The organism is Blastococcus sp. TF02A-35 (genome assembly GCF_004571075.1).
Classification (GTDB): Bacteria; Actinomycetota; Actinomycetes; order Mycobacteriales; family Geodermatophilaceae; genus Blastococcus.
The window spans coordinates 91,391-107,837 of sequence record NZ_SPQP01000010.1; the positions used below are offsets into that span (position 1 = coordinate 91,391).

General features: G+C 73.9%; 18 protein-coding genes and 1 pseudogene. 15 read left to right on the plus strand and 4 right to left on the minus strand.

What is annotated here, in order from left to right:
* The first annotated feature begins 122 nt into the window (after window positions 1-122).
* The 3 genes from E4P43_RS07290 to asnB are packed head-to-tail and all read left to right on the plus strand — an operon-like array spanning window position 123 to window position 2,800.
* Entirely contained in the window at window positions 123-488 is a 366-nt protein-coding gene (locus E4P43_RS07290) for a metalloprotease (RefSeq protein ID WP_135144745.1), read from the plus strand.
* Window positions 478-822, plus strand: coding sequence for a DUF3817 domain-containing protein (locus tag E4P43_RS07295; protein ID WP_135144746.1), 345 nt, complete (start codon window positions 478-480; stop codon window positions 820-822). The genes E4P43_RS07290 and E4P43_RS07295 overlap by 11 nt, the downstream gene beginning before the upstream one ends.
* Before the next feature lie 46 nt (window positions 823-868).
* Window positions 869-2,800 carry an asparagine synthase (glutamine-hydrolyzing) gene (gene asnB / locus E4P43_RS07300; RefSeq protein WP_135144747.1) on the plus strand — a complete coding sequence of 644 codons (1,932 nt, stop codon included), beginning with the start codon at window positions 869-871 and terminating at the stop codon, window positions 2,798-2,800.
* A gap of 63 nt (window positions 2,801-2,863) precedes the next feature.
* Here asnB and E4P43_RS07305 read toward each other — a convergent pair whose 3' ends face one another.
* Entirely contained in the window at window positions 2,864-3,211 is a 348-nt protein-coding gene (locus E4P43_RS07305; protein WP_135144748.1) for an iron-sulfur cluster assembly accessory protein, read from the minus strand.
* Between the two features lie 150 nt (window positions 3,212-3,361).
* Between E4P43_RS07305 and E4P43_RS07310 the strand changes: the two genes are divergently transcribed.
* The 3 genes from E4P43_RS07310 to E4P43_RS07320 are packed head-to-tail and all read left to right on the plus strand — an operon-like array spanning window position 3,362 to window position 5,792.
* Complete coding sequence (locus E4P43_RS07310; RefSeq protein WP_135144749.1) at window positions 3,362-3,979, plus strand: DUF3043 domain-containing protein; 618 nt, start codon at window positions 3,362-3,364, stop codon at window positions 3,977-3,979.
* Entirely contained in the window at window positions 3,934-4,794 is an 861-nt protein-coding gene (locus E4P43_RS07315; RefSeq protein WP_209313768.1) for an MBL fold metallo-hydrolase, read from the plus strand. The genes E4P43_RS07310 and E4P43_RS07315 overlap by 46 nt, the downstream gene beginning before the upstream one ends.
* A gap of 11 nt (window positions 4,795-4,805) precedes the next feature.
* Entirely contained in the window at window positions 4,806-5,792 is a 987-nt protein-coding gene (locus E4P43_RS07320) for an aldo/keto reductase family protein (protein ID WP_135144751.1), read from the plus strand.
* A gap of 35 nt (window positions 5,793-5,827) precedes the next feature.
* On the opposite strand, the gene E4P43_RS07325 is transcribed toward E4P43_RS07320, so the two are convergent.
* Entirely contained in the window at window positions 5,828-6,040 is a 213-nt protein-coding gene (locus E4P43_RS07325; RefSeq protein WP_135144752.1) for a hypothetical protein, read from the minus strand.
* 110 nt (window positions 6,041-6,150) lie between these two features.
* Here E4P43_RS07325 and E4P43_RS07330 point away from each other — a divergent pair, with 110 nt between their 5' ends.
* From E4P43_RS07330 to E4P43_RS07345, 4 genes are all read left to right on the plus strand, one after another.
* The gene (locus E4P43_RS07330) at window positions 6,151-6,597 is read left to right on the plus strand and encodes a phage holin family protein (protein ID WP_135144753.1); all 447 of its coding nucleotides are present in this window, start codon (window positions 6,151-6,153) and stop codon (window positions 6,595-6,597) included.
* Entirely contained in the window at window positions 6,594-6,914 is a 321-nt protein-coding gene (locus tag E4P43_RS07335) for a DUF3618 domain-containing protein (protein WP_135144754.1), read from the plus strand. The genes E4P43_RS07330 and E4P43_RS07335 overlap by 4 nt, the downstream gene beginning before the upstream one ends.
* Window positions 6,911-7,183, plus strand: coding sequence for a DUF4235 domain-containing protein (locus tag E4P43_RS07340; RefSeq protein ID WP_113800653.1), 273 nt, complete (start codon window positions 6,911-6,913; stop codon window positions 7,181-7,183). The genes E4P43_RS07335 and E4P43_RS07340 overlap by 4 nt, the downstream gene beginning before the upstream one ends.
* 99 nt (window positions 7,184-7,282) lie before the next feature.
* On the plus strand, window positions 7,283-8,416 hold the full coding sequence (locus E4P43_RS07345) for a YihY/virulence factor BrkB family protein (protein WP_135144755.1): 1,134 nt from the start codon (window positions 7,283-7,285) through the stop codon (window positions 8,414-8,416).
* Between the two features lie 13 nt (window positions 8,417-8,429).
* Here the strand turns inward: E4P43_RS07345 and gcvT are convergent, their stop codons facing one another.
* Window positions 8,430-9,548, minus strand: a complete 1,119-nt coding sequence (gcvT, locus tag E4P43_RS07350; RefSeq protein WP_135144756.1) for a glycine cleavage system aminomethyltransferase GcvT — start codon at window positions 9,546-9,548, stop codon at window positions 8,430-8,432.
* Window positions 9,549-9,631: 83 nt separating this feature from the next.
* Between gcvT and E4P43_RS07355 the strand changes: the two genes are divergently transcribed.
* The 5 genes from E4P43_RS07355 to E4P43_RS07375 all read left to right on the plus strand — a co-directional run bounded on the left by E4P43_RS07355 (window position 9,632) and on the right by E4P43_RS07375 (window position 15,899).
* Window positions 9,632-11,143, plus strand: coding sequence for a leucyl aminopeptidase (locus E4P43_RS07355; protein WP_135144757.1), 1,512 nt, complete (start codon window positions 9,632-9,634; stop codon window positions 11,141-11,143).
* Between the two features lie 76 nt (window positions 11,144-11,219).
* Entirely contained in the window at window positions 11,220-11,345 is a 126-nt protein-coding gene (locus E4P43_RS20795; protein ID WP_280790941.1) for a hypothetical protein, read from the plus strand.
* A 301-nt stretch (window positions 11,346-11,646) separates the two neighbouring features.
* Entirely contained in the window at window positions 11,647-13,026 is a 1,380-nt protein-coding gene (gene lpdA, locus E4P43_RS07365; protein ID WP_135144758.1) for a dihydrolipoyl dehydrogenase, read from the plus strand.
* A gap of 47 nt (window positions 13,027-13,073) precedes the next feature.
* Window positions 13,074-14,915 (plus strand): 2-oxoglutarate dehydrogenase, E2 component, dihydrolipoamide succinyltransferase, encoded by a 1,842-nt coding sequence (gene sucB, locus E4P43_RS07370; protein WP_135144760.1) that lies wholly within the window; start codon window positions 13,074-13,076, stop codon window positions 14,913-14,915.
* Window positions 14,916-14,993: 78 nt separating this feature from the next.
* Window positions 14,994-15,899, plus strand: coding sequence for a TIGR01777 family oxidoreductase (locus E4P43_RS07375; RefSeq protein WP_135144761.1), 906 nt, complete (start codon window positions 14,994-14,996; stop codon window positions 15,897-15,899).
* Window position 15,900: 1 nt separating this feature from the next.
* Here the strand turns inward: E4P43_RS07375 and E4P43_RS19835 are convergent.
* Window positions 15,901-16,447, minus strand: a pseudogene (locus tag E4P43_RS19835) (serine/threonine protein kinase); the annotation flags it as partial.

Consider the following 16,447-nt stretch of genomic DNA (forward strand, 5'->3'; position numbering starts at 1 on the left):
ACTAGCCGACCCGCCTCCGGGGCCGACCACCGGAGACGGTTGCGGCGGGTCGCGGCCCCTCCCCCGCCACCGCGACCGCGAGCCGGGCGGGGCCACGGGCGACGGCGGTTAGAGTCAGGTGCGTGTACACCCGGCTGCTGACCCCCAAGTGGGTGCTGCTGCACCTGCTCGTGGCCGCCCTGTTCGTCGCCACGTTCTTCCTCGGCGCCTGGCAGCTCGGCAAGGCCGAGGACGGCGGCGGCGCCGTGAACTGGAGCTACGCGCTGCAGTGGCCGCTCTACGGCTTCATGGGCCTGTGGTTCTACGTGCGCATGGTGCGCGACGAGCTCCGCCGCGACCCCGACGAGGACCTCCCGGGCAACTCCCTGGTGCTCTACCAGAAGCCGCGGATCGACACGACGGGCGACCCGGAGCTGGCCGCCTACAACGCCTACCTCGCCGAGCTCAACGAGCGGGCGCTGGGACAGAGGAGCAGCAATGGCCGTTGAGCAGCCGACCCGCGCCCAGGGGCGGGACGTCCCGACGGCGCTGACGCGCTACCGGGTGATGGCCAACATCGTCGGCGTGCTGCTCATCGCGCTGATCTTCGTCGCGGTGCCGCTCAACCACCTGGCGGGCATCCCGGGCCCCTCGACGGTGCTCGGCACCGCGCACGGCTGGCTGTACGGCCTGTTCTTCCTCGCCACCGTGGACCTCGCCCTGCGCGCCAAGTGGAGCCTCAAGGGCTTCGTGGTCACCGTGGTCGCCGGCACGGTGCCGGTGCTGTCCTTCTTCGCCGAGCGCCGCGCGACCGCCAAGATGCGCGCCGGCGAGCGCGTCTGACCGTGGCGGTCCCCCGCCCCCTCACCACCCCGGAGTCCCTCGCCTCATGTGTGGCCTGATCGCCTACTTCTCCACCGACGCCGACCGCGTCGACGACGGCACGGTCGAGGCGGTGCGGGCGGCCCAGAACTGCGTGCGGCACCGCGGGCCGGACGAGAACGAGGCCTGGTGGGACACCCGGGCGGTCTTCGGCTTCAACCGGCTGTCCTTCATCGACATCGAGCACAGCCACCAGCCGATGGCCTACGCCGACGGCCGCTACCGGATCGTCTTCAACGGTGAGATCTACAACTACCTCGAGCTGCGCGAGGAGCTGAAGGCCGCCGGCGCGACGTTCGCCACCGAGGGCGACACCGAGGCGATCGTCGCCGGCTACCACCTGTGGGGCGAGGACGTCGTCCCGAGGCTGCGCGGCATGTTCGCCTTCCTCATCTGGGACACCCAGGAGAAGGCGGTCTTCGGCGCCCGCGACCCGTTCGGCATCAAGCCGCTGTTCACCGCGCGCATGGCCGACGGCGGGCTGGTCTTCAGCTCCGAGAAGAAGGCGGTCCTCGAGCTCCTCGGTGGCAGCGAGGCCGCCGGTGGCGTGGACGCCGCCTCCCTGCAGCACTACCTGACGCTGCAGTACGTCCCGGAGCCGGCGACCCTCCACCGCGGCATCCGCCGCGTCGAGAGCGGGACGAGCTTCACCGTGGTCGACGGGGAGCTGACGACCAAGCGCTACTTCCACCCGACCTTCCCGGTCACGCCGGTGGCGAAGGACGAGCAGCAGGCCCTCTACGACCGCATCGCCGACGTCCTCGACGACTCGGTGCGCATGCACATGCGCGCCGACGTGACGGTCGGCTCGTTCCTCTCCGGCGGCATCGACTCGACGGCCATCGCCGCGCTGGCCAAGCGGTACAACCCCAAGCTGCTCACCTTCACGACCGGCTTCGAGCGCAGCGGCTTCTCCGAGATCGACGTCGCGGCCGAGTCCGCCGCCGCCATCGGCGTGGAGCACATCACCAAGGTGGTGACGGCGGAGGAGTTCGCGGCCGAGATCCCGCTGGTGGTCTGGTACCTCGACGACCCGGTCGCCGACCCGGCGCTCGTGCCGCTGTACTTCATCGCGCGCGAGGCCCGGAAGCACGTGAAGGTCGTGCTCTCCGGGGAGGGCGCCGACGAGCTGTTCGGCGGCTACAACATCTACCGGGAGCCGCTGTCGCTGGCGGCGTTCGAGAAGCTGCCCCGGGGCGTGCGCCGGGCGCTGGGGGCGCTGTCCACGCGGCTGCCCGACGGCATGCGCGGCAAGGACCTGCTGCGCCGCGGCTCCATCCCGCTGGAGCAGCGGTACTACGGCAACGCGCGGCTCTTCCGCGACGACGAGCTCGGTTTCCTGCGGACCCGCGACGCCGACCTGTCGCACGCCACCGTCACCCGGGAGCTGTACGAGCGCACCCGCGCCGCCGGCTACGACGACGTCACGGCCATGCAGTACGTGGACCTCTTCACCTGGCTGCGCGGCGACATCCTCGTCAAGGCCGACAAGATGACCATGGCGAACTCGCTGGAGCTGCGGGTGCCCTTCCTCGACCCGGAGGTCTTCCGGGTGGCCTCGACGATCCCGGTCGACCAGCGGGTCACCAAGGAGACGACGAAGTACGCGCTGCGGCGGGCGCTGGAGCAGATCGTGCCGGCGCACGTGCTGAACCGCCGCAAGCTCGGCTTCCCCGTCCCCACCCGCCACTGGCTGGCCGAGGACCTGCACGACTGGGCCCGCCAGGTGATCACCGACAGCGGGACCGACGAGTGGTTGGACAGGGACCAGGTGCTGGCGATGCTGGACGCGCACCGGCAGAACCAGCGGTCGGGCTCCCCGGTCGACTACTCCCGGAAGCTCTGGACGCTGCTGGTCTTCATGATCTGGCACGGCATCTTCGTCGAGGGGCGGATCCGGCCCGAGATCCCCGCGACGGTCTACCCCGTCCGGCTCTGACCCCCGGACGCGACAGCGCCCGGCTCCCCGAGAGGGGAACCGGGCGCTGCGTGCGTCCTGCGATCAGCTGAAGCTGTCGCCGCAGGCGCAGGAGCTGCCCGCGTTGGGGTTGTCGATCGTGAAGCCCTGCTTCTCGATGCTGTCGACGAAGTCGATCGTGGCGCCGCCCAGGTAGGGGCCGCTCATCCGGTCGACGATGACCTCGACGCCGCCGTACTCGTAAGTCTGGTCGCCGTCGAGGTACCGCTCGTCGAAGAAGAGCTGGTAGCGCAGACCGGAGCAACCGCCGGGCTGGACGGCGATGCGCAGCCGCAGGTCGTCACGGCCCTCCTGGTCCAGCAAAGCCTTGACCTTGGCAGCGGCGGGGTCGCTGAGCACGACGCCGGTGGCCGCAGTGTCCTGCACCGTCATTTTCCTGTCCTCTCCCTCCGAGGTGTCCGCGCACGCGCGTTCCGTGGCGGACGAACGCCGCCCGGACGGCTCCTCTTCCCGTGCCCCCACTGTACGGCTCCGCGCGCGACGCACGGGGCCTCGTTGCTCACACACGTAGACTTCCGGCCCGTGAAGCTCCGCCTGCCCGGCCGCCGCGACCCCGACCAGACGCCCGCCGCCCCCTCCGGCGACACGGGCGAGCTGACCGAGCAGCTGGTCAAGGCCGGCGGCAAGGGGCGCCCCACGCCCAAGCGCAGCGAGGCCCAGGGCCGGCGCCAGGGCCCGCCCCCGCCGCCGCCCACCACGCGCAAGGAGGCGTACAAGCGGATGCGGGAGCAGCAGGCGCTGCGCCGCGCCGAGACGCGCCAGGGCGCGGCCCGCGGTGACGACTCCTACCTGCCCGCCCGCGACCGCGGCCCGGTGCGCAAGCTCGTCCGCGACGTCGTCGACAGCCGCCGCAACGTCGGCGGGCTCTTCCTCGCCGTCGCCGCCGTCGCGCTCATCGGCACCTTCGTGCCGAGCCTCGCGGTGAAGAGCTACTCCAGCTTCGTGCTGTTCGGGTACTTCCTCCTGCTGATCGCGGACTCGGTGGTGCTCGGCCGGCGGGTGAAGCGCGCCGTGACCGCCCGGTTCCCCGACCAGGACCACAAGATGAAGGGCCTGGTCTGGTACGGCATCAGCCGCTCGACCATGGTCCGCAGGTGGCGCTTCCCCAAGCCCGAGGTCGAGCTCGGCGCCCAGGTCTGAGGGACGCCGCCCTGCGCGTCACCCTGCTCGGCACCGGCTCCGCGGACGGCTGGCCCAACCCCTGGTGCAGCTGCGCGTCGTGCGCCGACGCCCGCCTGACCGGTGCGGCGCGGCGCCCGACCTCCGCCCTGGTCGACGACGCGCTCCTGCTCGACCTCTCCCCCGCCCCGCCGCCGGCCGACGTGCTGCTGGGCGGGGTGCACACCGTCCTGGTCACCCACGACCACCCCGACCACTGCGCCCCGCTGGTCCTCCTGGCGCGGCAGTGGGTGCGCCGCGAGCAGCCGCTCACCGTCGCGGGGCCGCCGCCGGTGCTCGACGCCGTCCGGCCGTGGCTGGCCCCCGGCGACCCGGTGGAGCTCGTGGCGCTGGCGCCCGGCGACCGGTGGGAGCGGCACGGGTACGCCGTCCGGGCCCTCGCCGCCGCGCACGAGGTCCCGACGCTGCTCTACGACGTCTCCGGCCCCGACGGGGGCCGCCTGCTCTACGCCACCGACACCGGCCCGCTGCCGGAGGAGACGGTCGAGGCGGTCCGGGGCGCGGACCTCGACGTCGTCCTCCTGGAGGAGACCTTCGGCGACCACCTCGGGCACGGGACCGGCCACCTGGACCTCGCCACCTTCCCCGAGCAGCTGGACCGGCTGCGCGCGGTCGGCGCCGTCACGCGGCGGACCGACGTCGTCGCGGTGCACCTGAGCCACCACAACCCACCGGCCGCGCGGCTCGCCGCCCGGCTGGCGGCGTGCGGTGCGCGGCTGGTCCCCGACGGGGCCCGGGTCGGGGCCGGGCGGGCGGCGGTCCCGCGCGGCGCCTAACGTCGCCCTCCGTGGAATTCAGACGCCTCGGCCGCTCCGGCCTGACCATCTCCGAGATCGCGTACGGCAACTGGCTGACCCACGGCGGGCAGGTGGAGGAGGACGCGGCCAACGCCTGCGTCCGGGCCGCTCTCGACGCCGGCATCACCACGTTCGACACCGCCGACGTCTACGCCGGGACCCGCGCCGAGACCGTGCTGGGCGAGGCCCTGGCCGGCGTGCGCCGGGAGTCGATCGAGCTGTTCACCAAGGTCTACTGGCCCACCGGCCCCGGCCTGAACGACCGCGGCCTGGGCCGCAAGCACATCATCGAGAGCGCGCACGCCTCGCTGCGCCGGCTGCGGACCGACTACGTCGACCTCTACCAGGCCCACCGCTACGACACCACGGTGCCGCTCGAGGAGACGATGACCGCCTTCGCCGACCTGGTGCGCCAGGGCAAGGCGCTCTACATCGGCGTCTCGGAGTGGAACGCCGAACAGATCGCCGCCGGCGCCGCGCTGGCCCGGGAGCTCGGCATCCAGCTGATCAGCAACCAGCCGCAGTACTCGATGCTCTGGCGGGTCATCGAGAGCGAGGTCGTGCCGACCTCGCAGCGCGAGGGCGTGTCCCAGATCGTCTGGTCTCCGCTGGCGCAGGGGATCCTGACCGGCAAGTACCGCCCGGGCGAGCAGCCGCCGGCCGACAGCCGCGCCGGGCACGCCGAGGCGGGCCAGTCGATGCAGCGGTTCATGCGCGACGACCTGCTCGCCCGCGTGCAGGACCTCCGGCCGATCGCCGAGGACCTGGGCCTGTCGATGGCCCAGCTCGCCCTGGCGTGGGTGCTGCAGAACGACAACGTGGCCGCCGCCATCGTCGGCGCCACCCGCCCGGAGCAGGTGCACGACAACGTCAAGGCCGCCGGGGTGACCCTCGACGACGACGTCCTGGCGCGCATCGACGAGGTCCTGGGCGACACGGTCGAGCGGGACCCGGGCAAGACCGCCCGCGGGTTCTGACCGAGGCGACGTGACCCTCAGGCTCTACCTGAGGGTCACGTCGCGGCCAGGCCCATGGGGCCGTAGGCCTTCTCGTCGCCGTCGAAGAGCGTCACGGTCGCGACGCCGCGGTCGAGCAGCTCGCGCCAGTTCTCGCCCAGCCACGACTCCGCGTCGCCCTGGTTGTCCGACTCCGGCACCTCGACGCCGACCGCCGCCGGGTCCATGGTCGAGCCGGACGGGTCCTCCAAGCGCCAGTGCCACGTCATGTGGCGGAGGCTAGCGGGCCGGGAGTCGTTGCCGCGCTGTGATCCACCCGCCGGTTACCGGCCCACCCGGAGGGGCATGGGAGTGCATCGACCCGCCGACCGGAGGACCGATGACCGCCACGCCCCAGCCCGCCACGGGCGCCACGCGCGCGCAGACCCCACCGCCCGACCCGGCCACCGCCTCCACCGGTGAGCTGATCGGCGCCCTCCCCGACCTCGTCACCCGCCTCGTGCGCGACGAGGTCCGCCTCGCGCAGGCCGAGGTCACGTCCAAGGCCAAGCGGCTGGGCCTCGGTGCCGGCCTGTTCGGCGGCGCCGGCCTCCTCGCCGTCCTCGGCCTCGGGGCCCTGGTGACCGCGGCGGTCCTCGGGCTGGCCAACGTCATGCCGGGCTGGCTCGCGGCGATCGCCGTCGCCCTCGTGCTCTTCGCGGTCGCCGGCGTGCTCGCGCTGGTCGGGAAGAAGGACGTGCAGCAGGCGGCCCCGCCGCTGCCGACCGAGACGATCGCGAGCGTCCAGGAGGACATCGCCGCGGTGAAGCGGGGGGTCGGCCGATGAGCACCCGTCCCGAGGGCGCGCACGGGCCCGGGGCACCCGACGTCGAGGGGCCGACCGACGTCGACGCGATCAAGGCCGACATCGACGCCACCCGTGACCAGCTCGCCCGCACCGTCGACGAGCTCAGCCACCGGCTGGACGTGCCCGCGCGCACCAAGGAGAGTGCGCTCCGGGCCAAGGACACCGCGGTGGAGACCTACCGCGAGAGCCCGCCGCTGACCATCGCCGGCCTCCTCGCCGTCGCCGGCGTGGTCGCCGGGATCGTCGTGCTGCGGAAGAGGCGCGCCGGGCGCGCCACGAGGAGGAGGAAGCGTTGAGCAAGGGAGCCAAGTTCGCCTACCGGCCCATCGGCCTGATCGGCGGCATCCTGGCCGGGTCCCTGTCCGGGATCGTCTTCAAGCAGATCTGGAAGGCCGTCTCCAACGAGGACGACGCGCCCTCGGCGCTGCAGAGCGAGTACCCGATGCGGGAGGTCGTCCTGGCCGCCGCCATCCAGGGCGCGATCTTCGCGGCGACCAAGGCGGCCATCGACCGCGCCGGCGCCCGCGGGTTCACCAAGCTCACCGGCGCCTGGCCCGGCGACTGAGGACGCCGGCGGTGGGCCGGGCCTCCCCCGGCCCACCGCCGACCAGCCCGCACGACCAGCAGGCCGCCTCCGGGCGGTGACCGACCCAGGGGGATGGCGATGACCGGCACCAAGCAGCACGAGAGCGCGGTCGAGCGCATCCGTCAGCGCGTCGAGGAGAAGGCCGCGCGGCGCGCGGCCGCCGCGGAGGCGGCCCGCCGCCCGGCGACCCGGTCCCACCCCGACGAGGTGCCCCCGGGCGCCCCCTCCCCCGAGCAGCTCCCCGGCATCCACGCCGAGAAGCCGACGCAGATCCCGTGGAGCGGCTGGAAGCAGATCGTCAAGCGGGCGTGGGCCGAGAACAAGGCCGACAACATGCCGATCATCGCCGGCGGCGTCGCGTTCTTCGGCTTCCTCTCCATCTTCCCGGCGCTGATCGCGCTCATCTCCATCTACGGCCTCGTCGCCTCCGAGGAGACCGTCGCCCGGCAGGTCGAGGACCTCTCCGCCCAGCTGCCCGAGGACGCCGCCGGCCTCATCGCCGACCAGCTCACCGCGATCGTCGACAACAGCGGCAGCGCGCTGAGCATCAGCCTGGTCGTCTCCATCCTGGCCGCGCTGTGGAGCGCCTCGGGCGGCGTGGGCAACGTGATCACCGCGGTGAACATCGCCTACGACGAGGTGGAGGCGCGGAACTTCATCAAGCTCAAGGCGCTCTCGCTGGCGCTGACGCTCGGCGCGATCGTCTTCGTGCTGATCACCTTCAGCCTCGTCGCGGTGGTCCCCTCCGTGATCGAGTCGCTGCCCCTGGGGGTCGTCGGGACGGTCCTGGCCCAGGTCGCCCGCTGGGCGCTGCTGCTGGCCGTCTTCGCCGGCGCCCTCTCGGTGCTCTACCGCGTCGCGCCCGACCGGGACTCCCCGCGGTTAAGCTGGGTGAGCCTGGGCGCGGTCGTGGTCACCGTGATCTGGGCGGCGGTCAGCGTCGGCTTCGCCGTCTACGTGGACAACTTCGGGTCCTACGACAAGACCTACGGCGCCATCGCCGGCGTCATCGTCCTGATGCTGTGGCTGTACCTCACGTGCTACCTGGTGCTCCTCGGCGCGGAGATCAACGCCGAGGCAGAGCACCAGACCGCGAGGGACACCACCGACGGCGACCCCGAGCCGATGGGCGACCGCGGCGCCGTCGTCGCCGACACCCTCCCCGAGTCGCCCGAGCCGGGGAAGGACGCGGCGGACCCGACCCGGAAGTAGGAGGGCCGCGTCCTCAGCGGACGCGCGACTCCACGAACGGCGGCCGGACGACCTCGACCGGCTGCGGCCGGCCCCGGACGTCGACGGCGAGCTCCGTCCCCTCCGTGACGCCGGCCGCGGTGTCGAGCAGCGCCAGGGCGATCCCGCTCCGCAGCGTCGGGGAGAACGTGCCGCTGGTGGTCTCCCCCACCCGCGTGCCGGCGGCGTCCAGCACGGCCATACCGGCGCGCGGGATGCCTCGGCCGGTGGCCCGCAGCCCCCAGAGGAGGCGGGCCGGCCCGCTCTCCTTCTCGGCCAGCAGCGCCTCGCGCCCCCAGAACGCCGGCTTCTGCCAGCCGACCGCCCAGCCCGCCCGCGCCTGCACCGGTGAGATGTCCCGGGAGAGCTCGTGACCGTGCAGCGGGTAGCCCATCTCGGTGCGCAGCGTGTCGCGGGCGCCCAGGCCACAGGGGCGGATGCCCAGGTCGGCGCCGGCCTCGAGCAGCGCGTCCCACATCTGCCCCGCCTGGTCGGCCGCCACCAGCAGCTCGTAGCCGTGCTCGCCGGTGTAGCCGGTGCGGCAGACGGTCACCTCGGCCGAGCCGCCGCCGGTCCCGGTCACGAACGACATGTAGCCGATCTCGCCGGGCACGCCCAGCAGCTCCAGCACCTGCAGCGACCGCGGCCCCTGGACGGCCAGGACGGCGACGTCGGCGTGCCGGTCCTCCACGGCCACCCCGGCCGGCGCGGCGGAGGCCAGCCGGGCCAGCACCTCCCCGGCGTTCGCGGCGTTGGGCACGAGCAGCACGTCGTCGGGCCCGTGCAGGTAGACGATCAGGTCGTCGACCACCCCGCCGGCCTGCGGCTCGCCGTCCGGGACGCAGCACAGCGTGTACTGGGCCTGGCCGGGGCCGATGCGGGACAGGTCGTTGGTCAGGCAGCTGTCCACGAACGCCGCCGCGCCGGGGCCGCGGACGGTGCCGGTGCCCAGGTGGGAGACGTCGAAGAGCCCCACGCCCTCGCGGACCGCCGCGTGCTCGGCGAGGACCCCGCCGCCGGCGTACTCGAGCGGCATCGACCAGCCGCTGAAGTCGGCGAGCTTGGCCCCGGCAGCGAGGTGCCGGTCGTGGAGGGGCGAGGTCAGGGGGGTCACCCGCGACACGCTAGTGCGTGGCGACGGACGGGAACGGCCCCGTCGAGGGCGGGACGGCGACGGGGTCCTTCTACGATCACAGGGTGCCTCCGACGATCTCCGCGACCGACCAACCGCTCGAGAAGCTGACCGCCGACGCCGTCGTCGTCGCCGTCGGCAAGGGCCCTGACGGGCTGCTCCCGACCCCCGGGGCCGAGGCCGTCGACCGCCTCCTCGGCGGCCGGCTGTTCGCGTCGCTGGCCGACCTGGGCGCCAAGGGTGGCGAGGACGAGGTGACGCAACTGCCCTCCTTCGGCCAGGGCCCCTTCCCCGTCGTCGCCGTGACCGGCCTCGGTGCCCCCGACGCCGCAGGCGGCTACGCCCCCGAGGCGATCCGCCGCGCCGCGGGCGCCGCGAGCCGCGCCCTGCGCGGCCGGCGCTCGGTGGTCTCCCTGCTGGCCGCGGTGGGTGGCACGCCCGACGCCGACCGGCTGCACGCCGTCGGCGAGGGCTCGCTGCTCGGGGCCTACGAGTTCACCGCCTACAAGTCCCAGCTGCCGGCGGACCGCCTGGCCCCGCCGCAGGAGTTCACCGTCGTCGTCCCCGGCGCGGCCGCCGCGGAGTCCGCCCTCCGCCGGGTGCGCGCGGTGGCCGACGCCGTCGCCCTGGTGCGCGACCTGGTCAACACCCCGCCCAACGACCTCTTCCCCGCCGAGCTGGCCGCCCGTGGGGCCGCGGCCGGCGAGAAGCTGGGCCTGGCCACGGAGATCCTCGACGAGGAGGCCCTGGCCGCGGGCGGCTACGGCGGCATCCTGGCCGTCGGCAGCGGCTCGGCCCGCAAGCCGCGGCTGCTGCGGCTGACCTACACCGGCGCCGGCGCCCGCAAGAAGGTCGCGCTAGTCGGCAAGGGCATCACCTTCGACAGCGGCGGCATCTCGATCAAGCCCGCCGCCAAGATGGAGGACATGAAGAGCGACATGGCCGGCGCGGCGGCCGTGATCGCCACCGTCTGCCTCGTCGCCCAGCTCGGCCTGCCGGTCGAGGTCACCGCCACCGTCCCGATCGCGGAGAACCTGCCCAGCGGGACCTCCTACCGCCCGGCCGACGTGGTGACCTTCCGCAACGGCAAGAAGGCCGAGATCACCAACACCGACGCCGAGGGCCGCGTGGTGCTCGCCGACGCGATCTCCCGCGCAGCGGAGGACCGCCCCGACGTGCTGCTCGAGACCTCCACCCTGACCGGCGCCCAGCTGGTGGCCCTGGGTGGGCGGACGGCCGGCGTCATGGGATCGGACGACATGCGCGACGCCGTCGTGGCCGCCGCCCGGCGCAGCGGCGAGAGCATGTGGCCGATGCCGCTGCCGGCGGAGCTGCGCCGCGGCCTGGACTCGACGGTGGCGGACTTCGTCAACGCCAACGCCGACCGGATGGGCGGCATGCTCGTCGGCGGCCACTTCCTGGCCGAGTTCGTCCCGGCCGGGCTGCCGTGGGCGCACATCGACATCGCCGGCCCGAGCTACAACACCGGTGGGCCGTGGGGCTACACGCCCAAGGGCGGCACGGGCGTCCCCGTGCGCACCCTGCTGGCCACCATCGAGGCGCTCATCGCCGAGTGACGGCCCGCTCCTGGTGCGGGCGGAGTAGTCGCGCATCCGCTGCGGGTAGCCGGTCACCTGCGCGTCGTAGACCGGGATGCCCAGCTCGCGGGACAGCCGCCGGGCGACCTCGGGGCCGGCGATCCGGCGGCGGGTCCACTCGCCGTCGGCCGCCACCAGCACGATCGTCGTCTCGGTGACGGCGGTCCGCGGCTCGACGTAGCCCTCGACGCCGCGACGGGTGCCGACGAACTGCTCGAGGTGCGCCAGGTCGCTCCGTGCCGACCCCCGGTCGAGGGTCGCGCGCCGGCCGTCCTCGGCGGCGCCCCGCCGCCGGGCACCCCGACCGCGCAGCCGGTCGAACAGACCCATGACCGCCTCCCTCCCCGCCCCGGCCCCGTGATCACCACGACGCTCGCGAGAGCAACGGTGGTCCCGGCCAGGTCGTTCCCGGAGTGGCAGGATGGGCCTCAGCCCCCGCCCGCTCGAGCGGGGCCGCCGCCCGACGCACCCGAGGAGCACCCGTGAGCGCACCTGCCTCCCCCGCCGACCTGGTCATCCTCGGGGGTGGCTCCGGTGGGTACGCCGCGGCGTTCCGGGCCTCGGAGCTGGGCCTGAACGTCGTGCTCATCGAGAAGGACAAGGTCGGCGGCACCTGCCTGCACCGCGGGTGCATCCCGACCAAGGCGCTCCTGCACGCCGGCGAGGTCGCCGACCTCGCCCGCGAGGGCGAGCAGTTCGGTGTGAAGACGTCGCTCGCCGGCATCGACATGGACGGCGTCAACAGCTACAAGAACGGCGTCATCTCCAAGCTCTACAAGGGCTTGCAGGGCCTCGTGAAGGCCCGCAAGATCACCTACGTCGAGGGCGAGGGCCGGCTCACGTCGGCCACCACCGTCGAGGTCGGCGGCCAGACCTACGAGGGCAAGCACGTGCTGCTGGCCACCGGGTCCTACCCGCGCTCGCTGCCGGGCCTGGAGATCGACGGCACCAAGGTCATCACCAGCGACCACGCCTTGAACCTCGACCGGGTGCCCAGCTCGGCGATCATCCTCGGCGGCGGTGTCATCGGCTGCGAGTTCGCCAGCGCCTGGAAGTCCTTCGGGGTCGACGTGACCATCGTCGAGGGCCTCCCCCACCTGGTCCCGCTCGAGGACGAGAGCTCCTCGAAGCTGCTGGAGCGCGCGTTCCGCCGTCGCAAGATCGGCTTCGAGCTCGGCAGCCGGTTCTCCGGCGTGCAGACCACCGACAACGGCGTGAAGGTGTCGCTGGAGAACGGCAAGGAGATCGAGGCCGAGCTGCTGCTCGTCGCCGTCGGCCGCGGTCCGGTCAGCTCGGGCATCGGCTACGAGGAGGTCGGGGTCGCCATGGAGCGCGGCTACGTCCTCGTCGACGAGTACATGCGGACCAACATCCCGACGATCTCCGCCGTCGGTGACCTCGTGCCCACCCTCCAGCTGGCCCACGTGGGCTTCGGCGAGGGCATCCTCGTGGCCGAGCGCGTCGCCGGCCTGGAGCCCGCGCCCATCGACTACGCCGGTGTCCCGCGGATCACCTACTCCGACCCGGAGGTCGCCTCCGTCGGGCTCACCGAGGCGCAGGCCAAGGAGCGCTACGGCGAGGTCAAGACGTTGACCTACGACCTGGCCGGCAACGGCCGCAGCCAGATCCTCAAGACCACCGGTGCCGTGAAGCTCGTCCAGGCCCCCGACGGCCCGGTCGTGGGCATCCACATGGTCGGCAGCCGCGTCGGCGAGCTCATCGCCGAGGCCCAGCTGATCTACAACTGGGAGGCCGAGGCCGACGACGTCGCCAGCCTCATCCACCCGCACCCGACGCAGAGCGAAGCGCTCGGCGAGGCCCACCTGGCCCTCGCCGGCAAGCCGCTCCACGTGCACGGCTGAACCAGCTCTTCCCCCCATCACCCAGCGCCAGAAGGAGCACTGCCCCGATGCCGACGTCCGTCACCATGCCCGCCCTGGGCGAGAGCGTCACCGAGGGCACGGTCACCCGATGGCTCAAGCAGGAGGGTGACCAGGTCGCAGTCGACGAGCCCCTCCTCGAGGTCTCGACCGACAAGGTCGACACCGAGATCCCGTCCCCGGCCGCCGGCGTCCTGACCAAGATCCTGGTCGCGGAGGACGAGACCGTCGAGGTCGGTGCCGAGCTCGCCGTCATCGGTGGCGAGGGCGACGGCGGCAGCGGGGGCGGCGGCGAGGCGGCGTCCGCCGACGACGCCGACATGCCCGAGACCCCGGCGCAGCAGGTCGACGACACCGGTGCGGGCGCCCAGGAGGAGCCGGCGGCCGAGCCGGAGCCGGCTCCCGCGCAGAGCGACTCCGGCGGCTCTGGCAGCTCCGGCGGCGGCGAGGGCACCCCGGTCACCATGCCGGCGCTGGGTGAGAGCGTCACCGAGGGCACCGTCACCCGCTGGCTGAAGGCCGTCGGCGACGAGGTCACCGCCGACGAGCCGCTGCTCGAGGTCTCGACCGACAAGGTCGACACCGAGATCCCCGCGCCTGTGAGCGGCACGCTCCTGGAGATCACGGTCAACGAGGACGAGACGGTCGACGTCGGCGCGCAGCTGGCCGTCATCGGCACCGGTGCCGCCGTCGGCGGCTCTGCCCCCGCTCCCCAGCAGGAGGCCCCCAAGCAGGAGGCCCCGGCCCAGCCCGCGCCGCAGGCCGCGCCCGAGGCCAAGCCGGCCGCACCGGCCACCTCGACCGCCCAGCCCGGTGGCGACTACGGCGCCAGCGGCGCCCAGCCCTCGACCTCCCCGACCTCCGCCCCCGCTCCCCAGGTCGCCCCGCAGGCCCCGGCGCCCTCGGGTGACGGCGGTGGCGACGGCGGTGGCCAGTACGTCACCCCGCTGGTCCGCCGTCTGGCGGCCGACAACGGCGTCGACCTCTCCACCGTCAAGGGCACCGGTGTCGGCGGGCGGATCCGGAAGCAGGACGTCCTCGCCGCGGCCGAGCAGAAGTCCGCTCCCGCGGCGGCGCCGGCTGCCGCTCAGGCCGCTCCCCCCGCTCCGCGGACCCCGTCCCCGGCCGCCACGCCCGACACCTCGGTGCGCGGCCGCACGGAGAAGCTCTCCCGTCTCCGCGCGGTCATCGCCCGGCGGATGGTGGAGTCGCTGCAGGTCAGCGCGCAGCTGACCACGGTGGTCGAGGCCGACGTCACCAAGATCGCCCGGCTGCGGCAGAGGGCCAAGTCGGACTTCGAGTCCCGCGAGGGCGTCAAGCTCTCGTTCCTGCCCTTCTTCGCCAAGGCCTCGATCGAGGCGCTGAAGGTGCACCCGTCGGTGAACTCCTCCATCGACCAGGAGGCCGGCACCGTCACCTACCACGACACCGAGAACCTCGGGATCGCGGTGGACACCGAGCGCGGCCTCCTCGTGCCGGTCATCCACGACGCCGGCGACCTCAGCCTCGGCGGGATCGCCCGCAAGATCGCGGACCTGGCCGAGCGCACCCGGACCAACAAGGTGACGCCGGACGAGCTCGGTGGCGGCACGTTCACGCTGACCAACACCGGCAGCCGGGGCGCGCTGTTCGACACCCCGATCATCAACCAGCCGCAGGTCGCCATCCTCGGTGTCGGCTCGGTGGTGAAGCGACCGGTGGTCGTCCAGGACGCCGACCTCGGCGAGGTCATCGCGATCCGGTCGATGGTCTACCTGGCCCTCACCTACGACCACCGGATCGTCGACGGCGCCGACGCGGCGCGCTTCCTCACCACGGTGAAGGAGCGGCTCGAGGCCGGACAGTTCGAGGGCGAGCTCGGCCTCGCCTGATGCACGCCCGCTCGGGGCCCCGGTGACCACCGGGGCCCCGAGCCCGTTCTGCCCCCTCTCCGCATCCGGGAGTGCCGCATGAAGGTCGCCGTCGCCGGCGCGTCCGGCTTCGTGGGGAGCGCTCTGCTGCCCGCGCTGCGGGAGGACGGGCACGAGGTCCTGCAGCTCGTCCGTCGCACGCCGCGGACGGCCGAGGAGCACCGCTGGGACCCGCAGCACCGGCGGGTCGACGCCGGCCTGCTCAGCGACGTCGACGCCGTCGTGAACCTGGGCGGCGTGGGTGTGGGCGACCGCCGCTGGACCGAGAAGCACAAGCAGGCCGTGCTCTCCAGCCGGGTGGACACCACCGCGACCCTCAGCCAGGGCCTCGCCGACGCGGTCGCCGCCGACCCGGGCCGCCCGCGCGTGCTGCTCAACGCGTCGGGCGTGGGCTGGTACGGCGACACCGGTGACCGGGTGGTCGACGAGACGGCCCCCGCCGGCGACGACTTCCTCGCCCGCGTGTGCGTCGAGTGGGAGGGCGCCACGGAGCCGGCCACGCAGGCCGGCGTGCGGGTGGTGCGGCTGCGCACCGGGCTGGTCCTGGGCCGGGGAGGGCTGCTCGGCCGCCTCCTGCCGATCTTCCGCGCTGGCCTGGGCGGACGGCTGGGCTCGGGGCAGCAGTACATGCCCTGGATCAGCCTGCGGGACGAGGTCGACGCGATCCGGTTCCTGCTCACCGCACCGGTGGCGGGCCCGGTGAACCTGTCCGGTCCGGCGCCGGTCACCAACGCCGAGTTCACCGCCGCGCTCGGCCGAGTGCTCCACCGGCCGGCCGTGCTGGTCGTGCCGCCCCCGGCCCTCCGCCTGGCGCTGGGCGAGTTCGCCCGGGTCGGCGTGCTGGCCGGGCAGCGGGCCGTCCCCGCGGCCCTCACCGCTGCCGGCTACCGGTTCACCCACACCGACGTCGAGGCCGCCCTGCGGGCCGCGGTCGCGCGGGGCTGACTCAGCCGGTCCGGACGGCGGAGTCGATCCGCCAGCCCTCAGCGGTGCGCACCAGCACGAGCTGCACCTGGGCGTCGGACCGGCCGGGCACCGTGCGCAGCACCGGCCCCTCCGGGTGGCCGGCCGGGACCACCAGGTAGTCCAGCCAGCGGTCGGTGAGCCGCAGCTGCGCCCGCTGGGCCGTGGCGGCCTCGACGGTGACCTCCCGGACCACGGGTGCGAACCCGCTCAGCCGCTCGCCGGCCTCGGCGAGGGAGCGGGCGTGCTGCTGGTCGGCGGCGAGCAGCGCGCTGCCCGGCGCGTAGACCTCGCCGAGGCGGGCCGGGTCGGCCGCCTCGAACGCCTCGGCCCGGCGCTGGTACAGCTCGCCGACCAGCGCATCCCACTCCCCCGCGCTGGTCGGGTCCGCCGCCTCGGGCAGGCCCTCGCCGGCCACCTCCTGGAGAGCAGGGGCCGTGGTACTGGGGGCCGTGGTGCTGGGGGCCGGCGCGGTCGCCGTGCCGGCCGCGGCGGTCGACGCCGCCTCCGCCGGCGCACCTGCGGCCAGG

Bases quoted from the DNA above. Each gene is read 5' to 3' on its own strand.
- sucB (WP_135144760.1), top strand. From the start codon at position 13,074: ATGCCGACGTCCGTCACCATGCCCGCCCTGGGCGAGAGCGTCACCGAG.
- E4P43_RS07375 (WP_135144761.1), top strand. From the start codon at position 14,994: ATGAAGGTCGCCGTCGCCGGCGCGTCCGGCTTCGTGGGGAGCGCTCTG.
- E4P43_RS20795 (WP_280790941.1), top strand. From the start codon at position 11,220: ATGCCCAGCTCGCGGGACAGCCGCCGGGCGACCTCGGGGCCGGCGATC.
- E4P43_RS07345 (WP_135144755.1), top strand. From the start codon at position 7,283: ATGACCGGCACCAAGCAGCACGAGAGCGCGGTCGAGCGCATCCGTCAG.
- asnB (WP_135144747.1), top strand. From the start codon at position 869: ATGTGTGGCCTGATCGCCTACTTCTCCACCGACGCCGACCGCGTCGAC.
- E4P43_RS07305 (WP_135144748.1), bottom strand. From the start codon at position 3,211: ATGACGGTGCAGGACACTGCGGCCACCGGCGTCGTGCTCAGCGACCCC.
- E4P43_RS07325 (WP_135144752.1), bottom strand. From the start codon at position 6,040: ATGACGTGGCACTGGCGCTTGGAGGACCCGTCCGGCTCGACCATGGAC.
- E4P43_RS07295 (WP_135144746.1), top strand. From the start codon at position 478: ATGGCCGTTGAGCAGCCGACCCGCGCCCAGGGGCGGGACGTCCCGACG.
- E4P43_RS07335 (WP_135144754.1), top strand. From the start codon at position 6,594: ATGAGCACCCGTCCCGAGGGCGCGCACGGGCCCGGGGCACCCGACGTC.
- E4P43_RS07330 (WP_135144753.1), top strand. From the start codon at position 6,151: ATGACCGCCACGCCCCAGCCCGCCACGGGCGCCACGCGCGCGCAGACC.